The organism is Kitasatospora sp. NPDC087271 (assembly GCF_044744605.1).
Lineage (GTDB): Bacteria > Actinomycetota > Actinomycetes > Streptomycetales > Streptomycetaceae > Kitasatospora.
In genome coordinates this window covers 458,022-472,194 of record NZ_JBIUYQ010000002.1, presented here as the reverse complement: position 1 = coordinate 472,194, position 14,173 = coordinate 458,022, and the positions used below count along the sequence as shown (strand labels likewise).

Sequence of the window (14,173 nt, the reverse complement as noted above, 5' to 3'; positions counted from 1 at the left end):
GTACCGTAGCCTGGGAACCGATACGAGTGCATCGAATAAACCGGAGGGGGAGCCCGTGCCCAGACAGGTGGACCACGACGGACGGCGCCGACGGATCGCCGAGGCCGTCTGCCGGCTCGCCGACGAACGAGGCCTGGAAGGGGTGACCCTGCGCGACGTGGCCGACCGCGCGCAGGTGTCGACCGGCGCCGTCCAGCGCTGCTTCCGCACCAAGGACGAGATGCTCCGGTTCGCCCTCGGCTACGTCGGTGAGCGGATCACCGCCCGGGTCCGGGCGTACCCCGCCGACGACCCGGCGCCCTCGCCCGCCGCCCTCCTGGCACACGCGGCCGCCGAGGCGGCGCTGCTCGGCGACGGACAGCGCTCCCAGGCGCGGGTCTGGCTGGCCTTCGTCGCGCAGGCCGCCGTCGACGAGCGGCTGGCGGGCCCGCTGAACGCCGACTACGCGGCCCTGGAGGGCCTGTTCGCCCGGCTGATCGCCGAGGCGTCGCCGGCGGCCGGGCCGGACGCCGCCCGGGAGGCGAAGACGCTGCTGGCCCTTGCCGACGGGCTCACCACGCACGTCCTCGTCGGCCGCCTCACCGCACCCGAGGCCCGGGCGATCCTGAACGCCCACCTGTCCGGCCTCGGGCGGCGGCCGGGCGACGGCTCAGAGGCGCTGGAGCCGTGACACCGCTTCCTCCAGCACGGAGTCCTGCTTGCAGAAGGTGAAGCGGACCAGGCTGCGGCCGGCCTCGGTGTTGTCGTAGAAGACGGCGTTCGGGATGGCGACGACGCCGCAGCGCTCCGGCAGGGCGCGGCAGAACTCGATGCCGTCCTTCTCGCCGAGCGGGGTGATGTCGGTGGTGATGAAGTACGTGCCCTCGGGGGTGAACACCCGGAAGCCGGCCGCGGTGAGCCCGTCGACCAGCAGGTCGCGCTTGCGGAGCAGGTCGGCGCGGAAGCCGTCGAAGTAGCTGTCGGGCAGCCGCAGCGCCTCCGCGACGGCGTACTGGAAGGGGCCGGCGCTGACGTAGGTGAGGTACTGCTTGGCCGTGCGGACGGCCGTGACCAGGGCCGGGTTCGCGGTGACCCAGCCGACCTTCCAGCCGGTGAAGGAGAAGGTCTTGCCGGCGGAGGAGATGGAGACGGTGCGCTCGCGCATGCCGGGCAGGGCGGCGATCGGGTGGTGGGTGGCGCCGAAGACGAGGTGCTCGTAGACCTCGTCGGTGACGACCAGCAGGTCGTGCTCGACGGCGAGGGCGGCGATGGCGGCCAGCTCGTCGGCGGTGAGCACGGTGCCGGTCGGGTTGTGCGGGGTGTTGATCAGCAGCAGGCGGGTGCGCGGGGTGATCAGGGCGCGCAGTTCGTCCAGGTCGGGGCGGAAGTCCGGGGCGCGCAGGGTGAGCGGGCGGCGGGTGGCGCCGGCCATCGCGATGCAGGCGGCGTAGGAGTCGTAGAAGGGTTCGAGGGCGATCACCTCGTCACCCGGCTCCAGCAGGGCGAGCAGGGTGGCGGCGATGGCCTCGGTGGCGCCGGCGGTGACCAGCACCTCGGTGTCCGGGTCGTAGCCGAGGCCGTGGAAGCGCTGCTGGTGCTCGGCGATGGCCTGCCGCAGCTCGGGGATGCCGGGGCCGGGCGGGTACTGGTTGCCGCGCCCGTTCAGCACGGCGTCGGCAGCGGCCCGGGCCACCGAGGCCGGGCCGTCGGTGTCGGGGAAGCCCTGGCCGAGGTTGATCGAGCCGGTGGCCGTGGCCAGGGCGGACATCTCGGCGAAGACGGTCGTCCCCATGCCGGCCAGTCGGCGGTTCAGCAGCGGCCTGTTGCCCATCGGTGGCTCCTCACGCGTCGTCGTCGGCCCCATCCTGGGTCAGCCGGGGGCCGGGGACAAGGACGGCCCGACCACCTGGGGCCAAGTGGTCGGGCCGTGCGCTCGCGGGGCGGGCAGGGTCACGCCTCGTTGGTGTCCTCGGGGGTCTCGCCGTCCTCGCCCTCGATCTCGTTCTGCAGGCCGAGGCGCTCGACGATCCACTGCTCGAAGCCGACGGCGGCCTGGGTCCAGTTGGCGGTGGTGGTGACGAAGTAGTCCAGGTTGACGCCGGTGCCGACGATCATCTGGGCCTCGCCGATCAGGCGGACCACGCCGTCCTCGTGGGTGTGGGTGTAGACCTTGGGCCAGAGGGTCTCGCGGTTCCACTCGTCGATGAGGTCGAGGATCTCGCCCTTCTTCTCCAGCGGGTACGCGCGGTCGTAGAAGGCGCGCACCGCGAAGAGCTCCTTCTGCTCGCCGCGGAACATGTAGTAGACGCGGAAGCCCTCCCAGGGAGCGGTGAGGTCGCCCTCCTCGTCCACGACGTGCTTGAGCTGCATCTGGTCCAGCAGCTGGGCCACCAGGCCCTGGTCCGGGACGATGATCGGCGGCGGGCCGGCCGGCCGCCCCTGGTCGCCGGGCTGGCCGCCACCCTGGGGTGCGCCGAACGACGGGATGGACGACGGGTCGATGCTCATGGGGTCCTCTTCCTCAGTGCACGTGGTGGCCGGCAATGAGAGGCCGCCCTTTCCACTTCCCATCCTGCCTCATCCGGGGCCTGCCTCACAGGGGCACCCGGCCACGCGTCGATCTTCGTCCGGGGCGCTCCGACGCCCGCCGCGAGCGGTGATGGTGACGGAGCGTGTCCGGTTGGAGGGCCGTCGCCGCCGGGGCTCCGGCGGGGTGCGGCGGGGTGCGACCGTAGTCGAGTGGGCCGTCAACTGTGCTGTGCGGCAAGGGTGTTGCCCGGGCCGCCCGCGCTGTCGTGCGGGCGGCCCGGGCTGGTGGTGCTACTTCTCCAGCGGTCCGCGGCTGCGGACGGTGAGGCGGTCGCCCTCCTCGTCCCGCTCGACCAGGACGGTGTCCCCGTCGTGCACCTGGCCGGACAGGATGGCCCGGGCCAACTGGTCGCCGATCGCGGACTGGACCAGCCGGCGCAGCGGGCGGGCGCCGTACGCCGGGTCGTAGCCGGTGAGGGCCAGCCAGTCGCGGGCGGCCTCGGAGACGTCCAGGGTGAGCCGCCGCTCGCGCAGCCGGTCGCCGAGGCGGGCCACCTGGAGGTCGACGATCCGGCTCAGCTCGGCGGTGCCCAGCGGGTCGAAGACCACGATGTCGTCCAGCCGGTTGAGGAACTCGGGCTTGAACGCGGCCCGGACGGAGTCCAGTACCAGGGCCTTCTTCCGGTCCTCCGGGGTGGCCGGGTCGACCAGGAACTGGGAGCCCAGGTTGGAGGTGAGGATCAGGATCGCGTTGCGGAAGTCCACCGTGCGGCCCTGGCCGTCGGTGAGCCGGCCGTCGTCCAGCACCTGGAGCAGGACGTCGAAGACCTCCGGGTGGGCCTTCTCCACCTCGTCCAGCAGCACCACGCTGTACGGGCGGCGGCGGACCGCCTCGGTGAGCTGGCCGCCCTCCTCGTAGCCGATGTACCCGGGCGGGGCGCCGACCAGGCGGGAGACGGAGTGCTTCTCGCCGTACTCGCTCATGTCGATCCGGACCATGGCCCGCTCGTCGTCGAAGAGGAAGTCGGCCAGGGCCTTGGCGAGTTCGGTCTTGCCGACGCCGGTCGGGCCGAGGAAGAGGAACGAGCCGGTCGGGCGGTCCGGGTCGGCGATGCCGGAACGGGTGCGGCGCACCGCGTCCGAGACCGCCCGCACGGCCTCCGCCTGGCCGATCAGACGCTGGCCCAACTCCTCCTCCATGCGCAGGAGTTTGGCGCTCTCGCCCTCCAGCAGGCGGCCGGCCGGGATGCCCGTCCAGGAGGCGACCACGTCGGCCACGTCGTCCGGGCCGACCTCCTCCTTCACCATCGAGGCGGAGGCGTCCTGGTCGGCCGCCCGCTCCTGGGCCTCGGCGAGCTCCGTCTCGGCGGCCGGGATCTCCGCGTACATCAGCTTCGACGCCCGCTCGAAGTCCCCGTCACGCTGGGCCCGTTCGAGCGCGCCGTGCAGGTCGTCCAGCCGCTCCTTGAGCTCGCCGACCCGGTTGAGGCTCTTCTTCTCCTGCTCCCAGCGCGCGGTCAGGGCGCTCAACTGCTCGTTCTTGTCGGCGAGATCGCGCCGCAGCCGGGCCAGCCGGTCGATCGAGGCGGCGTCCGACTCCTTCTCCAGGGCCAGCTCCTCCATCCTCAACCGGTCGACGGAGCGCTGGAGTTCGTCGATCTCGACCGGGGAGGAGTCGATCTCCATCCGCAGCCGGGAGGCCGCCTCGTCGACCAGGTCGATCGCCTTGTCGGGCAGGAAGCGGGAGGTGATGTAGCGGTTGGACAGGGTGGCCGCGGCGACCAGCGCGGCGTCCGCGATCTGCACCTTGTGGTGCGCCTCGTAGCGGCCCTTGAGGCCGCGCAGGATGGCGATCGAGTCCTCCACGCTGGGCTCGCCGACCAGCACCTGCTGGAAGCGGCGCTCCAGGGCCGGGTCCTTCTCGATCCGCTCGCGGTACTCGTCCAGCGTGGTGGCGCCGACCATCCGCAGCTCGCCGCGGGCCAGCATCGGCTTGAGCATGTTGCCGGCGTCCATCGCGGAGTCGCCGCCGGCGCCCGCGCCGACCATGGTGTGCAGCTCGTCGATGAAGGTGACGACCTGGCCGTCGCTCTGCTTGATGTCGTTCAGGACGGCCTTCAGCCGCTCCTCGAACTCGCCGCGGTACTTGGCGCCCGCGACCATCGCGCTGAGGTCCAGCGCGACCAGCCGCTTGCCGCGCAGCGACTCCGGCACGTCGCCGGCGACGATGCGCTGGGCCAGGCCCTCGACCACCGCGGTCTTGCCGACGCCCGGCTCGCCGATCAGCACCGGGTTGTTCTTGGTCCGGCGGGAGAGGACCTGGACGACCCGGCGGATCTCCTGGTCCCGGCCGATCACCGGGTCGAGCTTGCCGTCCCGGGCGGCCTGGGTCAGGTCGGTGCCGTACTTCTCCAGCGCCTTGTAGGTGCCCTCCGGATCCGGGGAGGTCACCCGGCCGCTGCCGCGCACGTCCTTGAACGCGGCGAGCAGGTCCTTCGCCGTCGCGCCCTGCCGCGCCAGCAGTTCGGCGACCGGCCCGCCCTCGGCGGCCAGGCCGACCATCAGGTGCTCGGTGGAGACGTACTGGTCGTCCAGGTCGTCGGCGCGCTTGCCGGCCTCGGTGAGCACCGCGAGGGTGTCCCGGGAGAGCTGCGGCGCGGCGACCGTCGAGCCCATCGCGCTGGGCAGGGCGGTCAGCTGGCGGCGGGCCTCGGCGTCGATCCGGGTGACGTCCGCCCCGACCGCCTCCAGCAGCGGCCGGGCGATGCCCTCGGGCTGCTCCAGCAGGGCGATCAGGATGTGCACCGGCTTGACGTCCGGGTTCCCGGACGCGCCCGCCTGCCGGATCGCGGCGGACAGGGCGTCCTGCGTCTTGGTGGTGAACTTGCTGGCGTCCACTGCTGGGGGGTCCTCCCTCGTCGTCCTTCAATGCTGCTACGTACAGCATGCACTAAGTTGAGTCTATTCCGCTCAAGTTCTTACGCCCGTTCCGCGCGTTCCACCCGTTCCGCCCGGGGTGGCCGCTGCGCGCGGGGCGTCCGGCGGGTCAGCCCCAGCAGCTCCCGGGCCGGCCCGCTCGGCCGCTGCCCGGCCGGCCACACCGCGCGCAGCGGCCGTCGCAGGTCCAGCCCCTCGGCCAGCGGCACGGCCACCAGCCGCCGGACGGCCAACTCCTCCACCACCGCCAGCTCGCTCAGGCAGACCGGCCCGGCCCCGGTCATCGCCGCCGCCTTCAGCGCGGTGGACGAGGCCAGCTCCAGCCGGGGCCGCACCGCGCCCCCGTACGGCGCCAGCGCCATCTCCAGCACCTCCCGGGTGCCCGAGCCCGACTCGCGCAGCACCAGCGGGGTGGCGGCCAGCTCCGGCCCGGTCAGCGGCGCCCGGCGGCGCGCCCACGGGTGGCCGGGCGCCACCACGACCACCAGCCGGTCCGCCGCCACCACCGCGCCGGCCAGCCCGGGCGGGGTGGACGGGCCCTCGACGAAGCCGAGGTCGGCGTCCCCGGCCAGCAGGTGCCCGGCGACCTCCGCCGAGTTCGCCGTCCGCAGCGTCACCGCCGTGCCCGGACTGGCCTCGGCCAGGGCCAGCAGCCAGCCCGGCATCAGGTACTCGGCGACGGTCAGGCTGGCCACCACCCGCAGCTTGGCGTCCCGCCGCTCGCGCAGCGCGTCGATCCCCGCGTCCAGCGCCTGCGCCGCCTCCACCACGTGCCCGGCCCACTCGACCACCAGCCGACCCGCCTCGGTCGGCCGGCTGCCCCGGGGCGAGCGCTCCAGCAGCGGGACGCCGATCTGCCGCTCCATGCCCTTGATCCGCGCACTGGCGGTCGGCTGGCTCACGCCCAGTTCGGCCGCGGCCCGCCCGACGCTGCCCAGCCGGGCCACCGCGAGCAGCAGTTCCAGGGCGCCGAGTTCGGGGACGCGGGGGGAGAGGGCCATAGGTCCAGGCTATGTCCTCATAGAACCCGCGGCGCTACCGGAGCCCGGCGCGGGGCGGCACGGTGGAACCATGTCCACCCTGGCCGATGCCCGCCCGCTCACCCGCCCCTCCCGTTCCTCGCTGCGTGCCCGCCTCGACCTCGCCCAGCTCGGCCCCAACTGGTACGCCGCCGTCATGGGCACCGCGATCCTGGGCAACGGCGCGGCCGTCCTGCCGCTCCGGCTGCCGGGGCTGATCGGCTTCGGCGAGGTGATGTGGGTGCTCGGACTCGCGGCCCTGCTGGTGCTGGGCGCGGCCCGGCTGGTCCACCTCACCCGGCACCGCGAGGCCGCCCGCACCCAGCTGCTGGACAACCCGGCCACCGCCGTCTTCTACGGCTGCCCGCCGATGGCCCTGCTCTCGGTCGGCCTCGGCACCCTGCTGCTCGGCTCCCGGGTGATCGGCACCGGCCCCGCGGTCGCCGTCGACGCCGTGCTGTGGGGCGTCGGCACCCTGTACGCGCTGGCCGTCGCCGGCGGCATCCCGTACCTGATGATCACCCGGCACCCGGTCTCCGCCCTGGAAGCCAACCCGACCTGGCTGCTGCCGGTGGTCGCCCCGCTGGTCGCCTCCGCCACCGGCCCGGCCCTCGTCCCGCACCTGCCGGCCGGGCTGCCGCAGCAGGCCATGCTGTACGCCTGCTGGGCCCTCTTCGGGATCGGCCTGCTGGCCACCCTGGTGCTGCTGCCGGTGGTCTTCACCGGGCTGTTCCACAGCAAGCTGCCCACCCTGGTGCTCACCCCCTCGCTGTTCCTGGTGCTCGGCCCGCTCGGCCAGTCCGTCACCGCCGTCCACCAACTCGCCGACGCCGCACGCCCGGTGCTGCCCGCGCTGGCCCCCGCCATGCTCCCCTTCGCCGAGCTGTACGGCGTCGCGGTGCTCGGCGTCGCGATGCTCTGGCTGGCCGTCGCGCTCACCGCCAACCTGCGCGCCCGCCGGGCCGGCATGCCGTTCGCGATGACCTGGTGGGCGTACACCTTCCCGATCGGCACCTGCGTCACCGGCGCCTCCGCGCTCGCCCGGCACACCGGGTTCGGCGGCTTCACCGCGATCGCCGCCGGGCTCTACCTGCTGCTGGCCACCGCCTGGGTGCTCGCCGCCGGCGGGACCGCCGCCGGGCTCGCCCGGGGACGCCTGCTGGGGCGTGCCTGACTCCTCCCGCGGCACGCCGCCGTTGCAGGAACCCGCACCCGCGGCCCGACCGCGCACGGCCGACCGACCGTACGGGCGGTCACCACCCGGGCACCGCGCTGGCCTCGGCCTTTACCGGAACCCGGCCCGCCGCTCGACCCCTCCCGCCGCACCCGTCGTGCAGATAGCTGCAATTGCGCGAACCTGCACTCGGGCGACACTTGTTCACCGGCCGTCACGCTGTGAGGGTGGAGTCACGCCAGGCCGTCCGGGCACCGCAGCCCGATGGTGGCGACTTGCTCTTCGGAACTGACCACGGGTGCAACGTCCCGCACTCGTGAAACGGGGGGGAAGAGCGCCGGCCGGGGCGCCATGTGTGGTGATGGCCCCCGGGACCGGAGCCGTCGAGGCGTTGCTGCTCCGCCTCGACGGAAGCGCCTGGGCACGGGCGTGGCGACGGCGGCCCCCAGGACACCCCGGAGTGCGACGGCACCCGGGCCCCGGGGGCCGACGTCGAGCCCGGTACCGTGACCGCCGAGCCCCGCGCCCGACGGCGCGGGCGCGGCGACGAGGGAGAAGCATCCGGCAGGGAGTGTGCGACGTGACGGCGGAACCGGCGGTCGCGCCGCAGCACGGACAGCCACCGGGCGAGGAACCCGACGAGGCCGCCCGGCAGCTGTACCTGGCGATCCTCGCCCGGGGCGGCCGCATCCCGTTCACCGACACCCAGGACACCGGCCAGGCCGCGCTCCAGCAGCTCGTCGACCTCGGCCTGCTCATCGCCAACCCGATGGACCACTGCTACACCGCCGTCAGCCCGCGCTCCGTCACCGACCGCCTGGGCGCCGAACTCCGCAGCGAGGCGACCAGGCTGCTGGTCCGCGCGGAGAACCTCCCGGGCGCCCTCGACGGCCTCACCCGCGCCTACGACGCGATGCCCCGGCCCTCCGGCCGGGCCGGCGGCGCCGTCCACGTCGAGGGCCACGTCCACATCCGCCAGCGGATCTCCCAGCTCGCCTCCGACTGCCGCTCCGAAGTCCTCGCCGCCCAACCCGGCCACCGCCCTGCCGGCACCCTGCAAGTCGCCCTCCTCCAGGACCTCCACCTGCTCCAGCGCGGCTGCTCCCTGCGCACCATCTACCAGCCCGTCGCCCTCGCCGACCCGCCCGCCCTCGCCTACGTCGAAGAGGTCACCCAGCACGGCTCCCTCATCCGTGTCCTCGACGAGCCGTTCCAGCGGCTGCTCGTCTTCGACCGCACCGTCGCCGTGATCTCCGCCAACGACGACAACAGCACCGCCGCCTTCATCACCGACCCGGCCGCCATCACCTTCCTGGTCGGCGCCTTCGAACGCGACTGGGCCCGCGCCGAAACCGCCGAAACCTCCGCCGCCCTCGGCCCCACCCGCACCATCCCCGACCGGGTCGGCCGGCTCCTCGCCCGAGGCCTCACCCAGCGCGCCGTCGCCACCCGCCTCGGCCTCAGCGAACGCACCGTCGCCGCCCACATCTCCCGCCTCCGCGACCGCCACGGCGCCCAGACCCTCTTCCAACTCGGCTGGCTGATGAGAGGCGCCCGCGATGACCGATGAACCCGGCCCCGCCGAGCGGGCCCCAGCCGACCGGCCCGCCCCGCGCCCGCACCCTCGTCCACCTCGGCGGGCGGCTCCGGGGGGATCCCCATGACCGACCCGTCGACCTCCCCCCTGCCCGACGACGCCGCCCGGGCGCTGTACCTCGCCGTCGTCGGCAACGGCGGCATCCTCCGGGCGGCCGACCTGACTCCGGGTGACGAACCGGTCCTGGGGCGGTTGCTCGACCTCGGACTGGTCGTCCCGAGGGTCGAGGACGCGGCCTACGCCGCGGTGAACCCGCGTGTCGTCATCGGCCGGATCGGGTCCGAACTGCGTTCCGTGGGCGGCGAACTGCTGGCCAGGGCGGACGAAGCGCCCGAGCGGTTCGCCGAGCTGGCGCAGGCATTCGACGTCACGCCGCGCCACCCCGAGTGCTCCGTCGATGTCACGTACGTGCACGGCTTCGAACAGATCCGCCTGCGCCTGGCCCAACTCGACGCCGAGTGCTCGCAGGAGATGCTGTCCGCCCAGCCCGGCGGTGCCCGGCCCGTCGAGGGGCTCCCGGACGCCCTCGACCGGATGCGGCGGCTCGCCGAGCGCGGCGGCACCGTCCGGGGCATCTACGAGCCGGCGGCGGCCGCAGACCCGGCGACCGCCGCCTTCGCCGCCGCGTCCGCCGAGATCGGCTGCCGGTACCGGGTGCTGGGCGAGCCGTTCCGGCGGGTCCTGATCTACGACCGGAAGGTGGCCGTCATCCCCGCCGCGTCCGACAACAGCCGCGCGGCCTTCGTCGAGGACCCGGTGGTGGTCGACTTCATGGCCGACGCCTTCGAACGCGACTGGCAGCGCGCCGCCCGGGTCCGCTGGTCCCGTGGCCCGGAAGCCCCCGAACCAGCCGATTCCCTGCCCGACCAGGTCGGCCGTTTCCTCGCCCAGGGCCTCACCCAGCGCGCCATCGCCACCCGCCTCGGCCTGAGCGAACGCACGGTGGCCGGCCACATCGCCCGGCTGCGCGAACTGTACGACGCCGAGACGCTCTTCCAACTCGGCTGGCAGCTCCGGTCGGCGGCCGACGCCGCCCGTCGGCGGGTGCCGTGATGCACGGGCGCGGCGCGGAGCGGCCCGACCAGGCCGCACACGACCTGTACCTGCGCATCCTCCGGCGCGGCGGCTGGATCGACCGGGTCGAGGTGGCCGACGCCGACCGGCCGGCCCTGGACCACCTGCTCGCGCTCGGGCTGCTGCTCGCCCGGCCCGAATCCGACGTCTGCACCGCCGTCAACCCGCGGACGGTCGGCGACCGGATCAGTGCCGAGCTCCGGGCCGAAGGCACCCGGCTGCTCGTGCAGGCCGCCCAACTCCCGCAGGCCCTCGACGACCTGACCAAGGCCTACGACACGGCCCCGCGCCCGACCGACCGCGCCGGTACGGTGCATCACGTCCAGGGCCTCGGCGCGGTCATCCGGCGGTTCACCGAGGTGGAGGCGGCCTGTCGCCAGGAGATCCTCGTCGCCCAGCCCGGCCGGCCCCGCCACGCCCACCAGTTGGAGGAGGCCCTGGAACGGATCGGCCGGTTCTGCGGCCGGGGCGGCCGGATCCGGGTGATCTACGCACCCGGCGCCGTCCGGGACCAGGCGACCGCCGACCACACCGCCCGCGGCACCGAACTGGGCGCCCGCTTCCGGGTCCTGGCCGAGCCGTTCCGCCACCTGCACATCTTCGACCGCCGGATCGCCGTGCTCCAGTCCGCCGACGACCTCCGGAGCGCGACCTTCATCGAGGATCCGGCGACCGTCGACCACTTCCTGGCCGTGTTCGAACGGGACTGGGCCCGCTCGGGCCGCCTCCTCTGGAGCGCCGACCAGGCGTCCGCTCCCGAGTCGACGGCCCACGAGCAGGTCGGCCGGCTCCTCGCCCAGGGCCTCACCCAGCGCGCCATCGCCGGCCGCCTCGGCCTCAGCGAGCGGACGGTGGCCGGCCACATCGCCCGGCTGCGCGAACTGCACGACGCGGAGACGCTGTTCCAGCTGGGCTGGCAGCTGCGGGGCGCCCGGACGGGGGAGCCCGATGGGTGAGCGCTGTTCAGCCGGTGGCGGCGCTGGTCGGCCAGTAGCCGGCCCGGCCGACGACGGGGGGCTGCTGCCGGGGGACGTTGAACTGCTCACCGGGGGCGGTCCAGAAGCCCTCGCGCAGGGACAGCGCCATGCCGGCCCAGTCGAGCGCGGTCTCCACGGTGTGGTTGAGGGCCTCCTGCGACCAGGTGTCGTCGAAGACCAGCGGCAGGACGGGGGCGACCTGCTCGATGGTGGCGATCAGCGGGTTGTGCGTGATGGCCTCGTCGACGAGGAGGACGATCGGCTTCCGCAGCGCCGACGCCCACCCCAGCTCCAGGCTCACCCCGGCCGACAGCGGCGCCCCGACGTAGGCGAACACGAGGTCCGCGGACTGCAGGGCCCGGAAGTCGGACGGCACCCGGGGCTCCGGCGCCTGCCCGGCGACGGTCCAGGCATCACTGTGGTGCGCGCTGTACACGGCGGCACCGCTGCGGAGCAGGGTGGTACGGAGCGTCGTCAGCCGCGTCCGGCTGGCGAGCGTCACCACACTGTCCGCGGGCCCGGTCAGCCGCATCAGCGGCGCGGCCAGGAACACACGCGCACGCCGGCCCTCGGGGGTCTGTCCGGCGTGCTCTCGCAGGTAGGGCTCACTCATTGTCGACTCCGGGGATAGGTGCCAACCAGGCCGATCGCCCCGTTGGGTGGTGACTATCGGAATGCTGCTGTGCATTCGTTGTGGTCGAAACGAACTAGTCATGGACATGTTGTTTGTGGTGTCCCCGTCTTCCCCCTCCCGCGAGAGGGGTTGGGGAGTGCACTGATCGTCTCTGTCGACCGTCGCCACCGTCCACAGAGCCGTGGTGTCATCTCGATGCCTGGCAGAGAGATGACGCACTGGGGTAGCAGGCCCCCTGGCTTCCGGCATGGGCTTGCGGCATTATGTGGCAGGTTGTTCGAAACAATGGCTGGGTACCCGCGTCAAGTCTTAAACAAAGAGAGGGGGCACCATGTCTCGGATACGCCGGGTGGTGCGGTTTGTCCTGGTTCCAGTCGTTGTGGGTCTGGCGCTTTTTATCAGCAGCGGTTCGAGTCCGGCCGACGACACGATCTGGAACATCGGGGTTTCCCACGATGCGGCAGCGCCGAAGACCATGGCGCTGGCCAATGACACGATCTGGAACTGAGACCGCCGCGACGCTTGGTCAGTGATAGCTGTCGGAGTCGGTCGGAACGCTGTTCCTGGCCAATGCGTACCCGAGTTGGAAGAGCGACTCGACATTGTGCTCGTCGCGCATCTCGGCCAGGTGCCGCGCGAGCGTCCTTTCGCTGATGCCGAGTCTGCGGGCGATCACCCGGTGGTTCACGCCTTCGAGCATGAGGTCGATGATCGTCTGCCGCATCCCGGAGACCACCTGCTGCGGAACGGCGCGCGCGCCGTCGAAGTCCAGCGCCCGGCTCCAGTTCCGCTCGAAGATCTCGCTGATCAGGTAGCTGATGACGGCCCGATCGTGCACGAAGGCGGCCAGATTGAGGTCCTCGGCGATGGGGATGACCGCGATTCGGCGATCGATGACGATCAATCGCGTGTAGGGCTCCTCCAGCGTCCGGAACCGTCCGCCGGCCTTGGTTATCGTGGCCACGTATTCCCTGGTGGGAGCGTGGTACCGGGTGCTCGGATGGTAGATCGTCCTGAGCGTGATGCCCAGGCGGAGGGCTTCGAGGTCGCGGGTGAGGATGCCGGTGAGCGCCTCCGACGGGCGCGGCCCGCCGGGTTGGGCGGCGAGGATCTCCTCCGAGGCGCTGGCGACGATCTGCTGCACCCGCTGGTTGATCAGCACCTTCCCCCGCACGTACTCGATCGCGCCGCCGGCCTGCTCCGGTGAGTGGTAGGCGGCCGTCAGGTCGTGGAGGTCGGTGGCGAGGGCCGACGCGCGGGTGAGCAGGTCGAGCGCCTGGCGCTGCCAGGTCACGGAGAGGCTCTCGGACAGCTGCTGGGGGTCGACCGCGACGAGGACACCGGGCTCGTCGGTGTCGGCGACCAGAAGGCCTATGGCCACCAGCTCCTCCTGGGCCCCGCCCGCCCTGGCGAGGTCGGAGTCCTTCGGAAGCCGTCCGTTCTCGCGGATGACCGCCAGATACAACTCCCGCGCTTCTTTCGAGAGGACGGAGGGCCCAATCGCGGCGGCACTGGGCTGTTCTCGTCCACTCATCTGCGGGCTCCTTGCCGTGGCCGTGTCTGCACTACCTGCCGGGCACCAATACCGGAATCGCAGTGCAGCATGCCAGATCGGGTGGCATCGGTGAGGGCGGCCAGATTTGTTCGACAGCACTCTCTCACCACGATCAAGCCGCCGGCACCCCCCGGGTGGAGGGGAGCCGGCGGCCGGAGGTGTTCAGCCAAGTCTCAGCGTTTGGGGCGCCAGACGACCAGGGCGCTGGACTGGGTGGGGGGCTGGTAGGGGACGAGGTCGCGGCGGTAGGAGGCGTGGACGGCGGCCTCGCGCTGCTGGAGGGCGCTGGTGGCGCCTTCGAGGGAGTCGACCAGTTCGCCGATGCGGGACTGGAGCGCGGTGACCTGGTTCTCCAGCTCGATGATCCGCTTGATGCCGGCCAGGTTGATGCCCTCGTCCTGGGAGAGCCGCTGGACCTCGCGCAGCTGCTGGATGTCGCGCGCGGAGTAGCGGCGGCCCCGGCCGGCGGTGCGGTCGGGGCTGACCAGACCGAGGCGGTCGTACTGGCGGAGGGTCTGCGGGTGCAGGCCGGAGAGCTCGGCGGCGACGGAGATGACGTACACCGGGGTGTCCTCGGTGAGGACGTACTGCGGCGGGGCGGTGGGCCGCCGGGTGCGGCGGCCGTCGCCGGGCAGGCCGGAGCCGATGCCGGGCAGGCCTTCACCGATGCCGGGGCCGATGGGGCTGTCGGGGATCAT

The 14,173-nt window shown here is 73.0% G+C and carries 13 protein-coding genes; 6 read left to right on the top strand and 7 right to left on the bottom strand.

Features of this window, described 5'->3' with window-relative positions; all coding sequences use genetic code 11:
• The first annotated feature begins 55 nt into the window (after positions 1-55).
• Positions 56-670 (top strand): TetR family transcriptional regulator C-terminal domain-containing protein, encoded by a 615-nt coding sequence (locus ACIO9K_RS05235; protein ID WP_363579819.1) that lies wholly within the window; start codon positions 56-58, stop codon positions 668-670.
• Here ACIO9K_RS05235 and ACIO9K_RS05230 read toward each other — a convergent pair.
• The 4 genes from ACIO9K_RS05230 to ACIO9K_RS05215 form a co-directional block, all read right to left on the bottom strand.
• Complete coding sequence (locus tag ACIO9K_RS05230) at positions 650-1,810, bottom strand: pyridoxal phosphate-dependent aminotransferase (protein WP_400327199.1); 1,161 nt, start codon at positions 1,808-1,810, stop codon at positions 650-652. The two genes, ACIO9K_RS05235 and ACIO9K_RS05230, sit on opposite strands and share 21 nt — an antisense overlap.
• A 119-nt stretch (positions 1,811-1,929) precedes the next feature.
• Positions 1,930-2,487: a YbjN domain-containing protein gene (locus tag ACIO9K_RS05225; RefSeq protein WP_363579817.1), complete on the bottom strand. Its 558-nt coding sequence runs from the start codon at positions 2,485-2,487 to the stop codon at positions 1,930-1,932.
• A 312-nt stretch (positions 2,488-2,799) separates the two neighbouring features.
• The gene (gene clpB / locus ACIO9K_RS05220) at positions 2,800-5,406 is read right to left on the bottom strand and encodes an ATP-dependent chaperone ClpB (RefSeq protein ID WP_363579816.1); all 2,607 of its coding nucleotides are present in this window, start codon (positions 5,404-5,406) and stop codon (positions 2,800-2,802) included.
• Positions 5,407-5,486: 80 nt separating this feature from the next.
• Positions 5,487-6,446: a LysR family transcriptional regulator gene (locus ACIO9K_RS05215; protein ID WP_400327196.1), complete on the bottom strand. Its 960-nt coding sequence runs from the start codon at positions 6,444-6,446 to the stop codon at positions 5,487-5,489.
• A 70-nt stretch (positions 6,447-6,516) separates the two neighbouring features.
• Here ACIO9K_RS05215 and ACIO9K_RS05210 point away from each other — a divergent pair, with 70 nt between their 5' ends.
• From ACIO9K_RS05210 to ACIO9K_RS05195, 4 genes are all read left to right on the top strand, one after another.
• A complete protein-coding gene (locus ACIO9K_RS05210) occupies positions 6,517-7,638 on the top strand; it encodes a TDT family transporter (protein ID WP_400327194.1) in 1,122 nt (373 codons plus the stop codon).
• A 580-nt stretch (positions 7,639-8,218) separates the two neighbouring features.
• Positions 8,219-9,208 carry a LuxR C-terminal-related transcriptional regulator gene (locus tag ACIO9K_RS05205; protein WP_363579813.1) on the top strand — a complete coding sequence of 330 codons (990 nt, stop codon included), beginning with the start codon at positions 8,219-8,221 and terminating at the stop codon, positions 9,206-9,208.
• Between the two features lie 90 nt (positions 9,209-9,298).
• Complete coding sequence (locus ACIO9K_RS05200) at positions 9,299-10,288, top strand: LuxR C-terminal-related transcriptional regulator (RefSeq protein ID WP_400327191.1); 990 nt, start codon at positions 9,299-9,301, stop codon at positions 10,286-10,288.
• On the top strand, positions 10,288-11,265 hold the full coding sequence (locus ACIO9K_RS05195) for a LuxR C-terminal-related transcriptional regulator (protein ID WP_400327189.1): 978 nt from the start codon (positions 10,288-10,290) through the stop codon (positions 11,263-11,265). Before ACIO9K_RS05200 ends, ACIO9K_RS05195 begins: the two co-directional genes overlap by 1 nt.
• 7 nt (positions 11,266-11,272) lie before the next feature.
• Here the strand turns inward: ACIO9K_RS05195 and ACIO9K_RS05190 are convergent, their stop codons facing one another.
• On the bottom strand, positions 11,273-11,899 hold the full coding sequence (locus ACIO9K_RS05190) for a hypothetical protein (RefSeq protein WP_063348539.1): 627 nt from the start codon (positions 11,897-11,899) through the stop codon (positions 11,273-11,275).
• Positions 11,900-12,251: 352 nt separating this feature from the next.
• Here ACIO9K_RS05190 and ACIO9K_RS05185 point away from each other — a divergent pair, with 352 nt between their 5' ends.
• The gene (locus tag ACIO9K_RS05185; protein WP_363579810.1) at positions 12,252-12,428 is read left to right on the top strand and encodes a hypothetical protein; all 177 of its coding nucleotides are present in this window, start codon (positions 12,252-12,254) and stop codon (positions 12,426-12,428) included.
• 18 nt (positions 12,429-12,446) lie between these two features.
• Here ACIO9K_RS05185 and ACIO9K_RS05180 read toward each other — a convergent pair whose 3' ends face one another.
• Positions 12,447-13,454 (bottom strand): hypothetical protein, encoded by a 1,008-nt coding sequence (locus tag ACIO9K_RS05180; protein WP_400327187.1) that lies wholly within the window; start codon positions 13,452-13,454, stop codon positions 12,447-12,449.
• A gap of 194 nt (positions 13,455-13,648) precedes the next feature.
• A complete protein-coding gene (locus ACIO9K_RS05175; RefSeq protein WP_363579808.1) occupies positions 13,649-14,173 on the bottom strand; it encodes a heat shock protein transcriptional repressor HspR in 525 nt (174 codons plus the stop codon).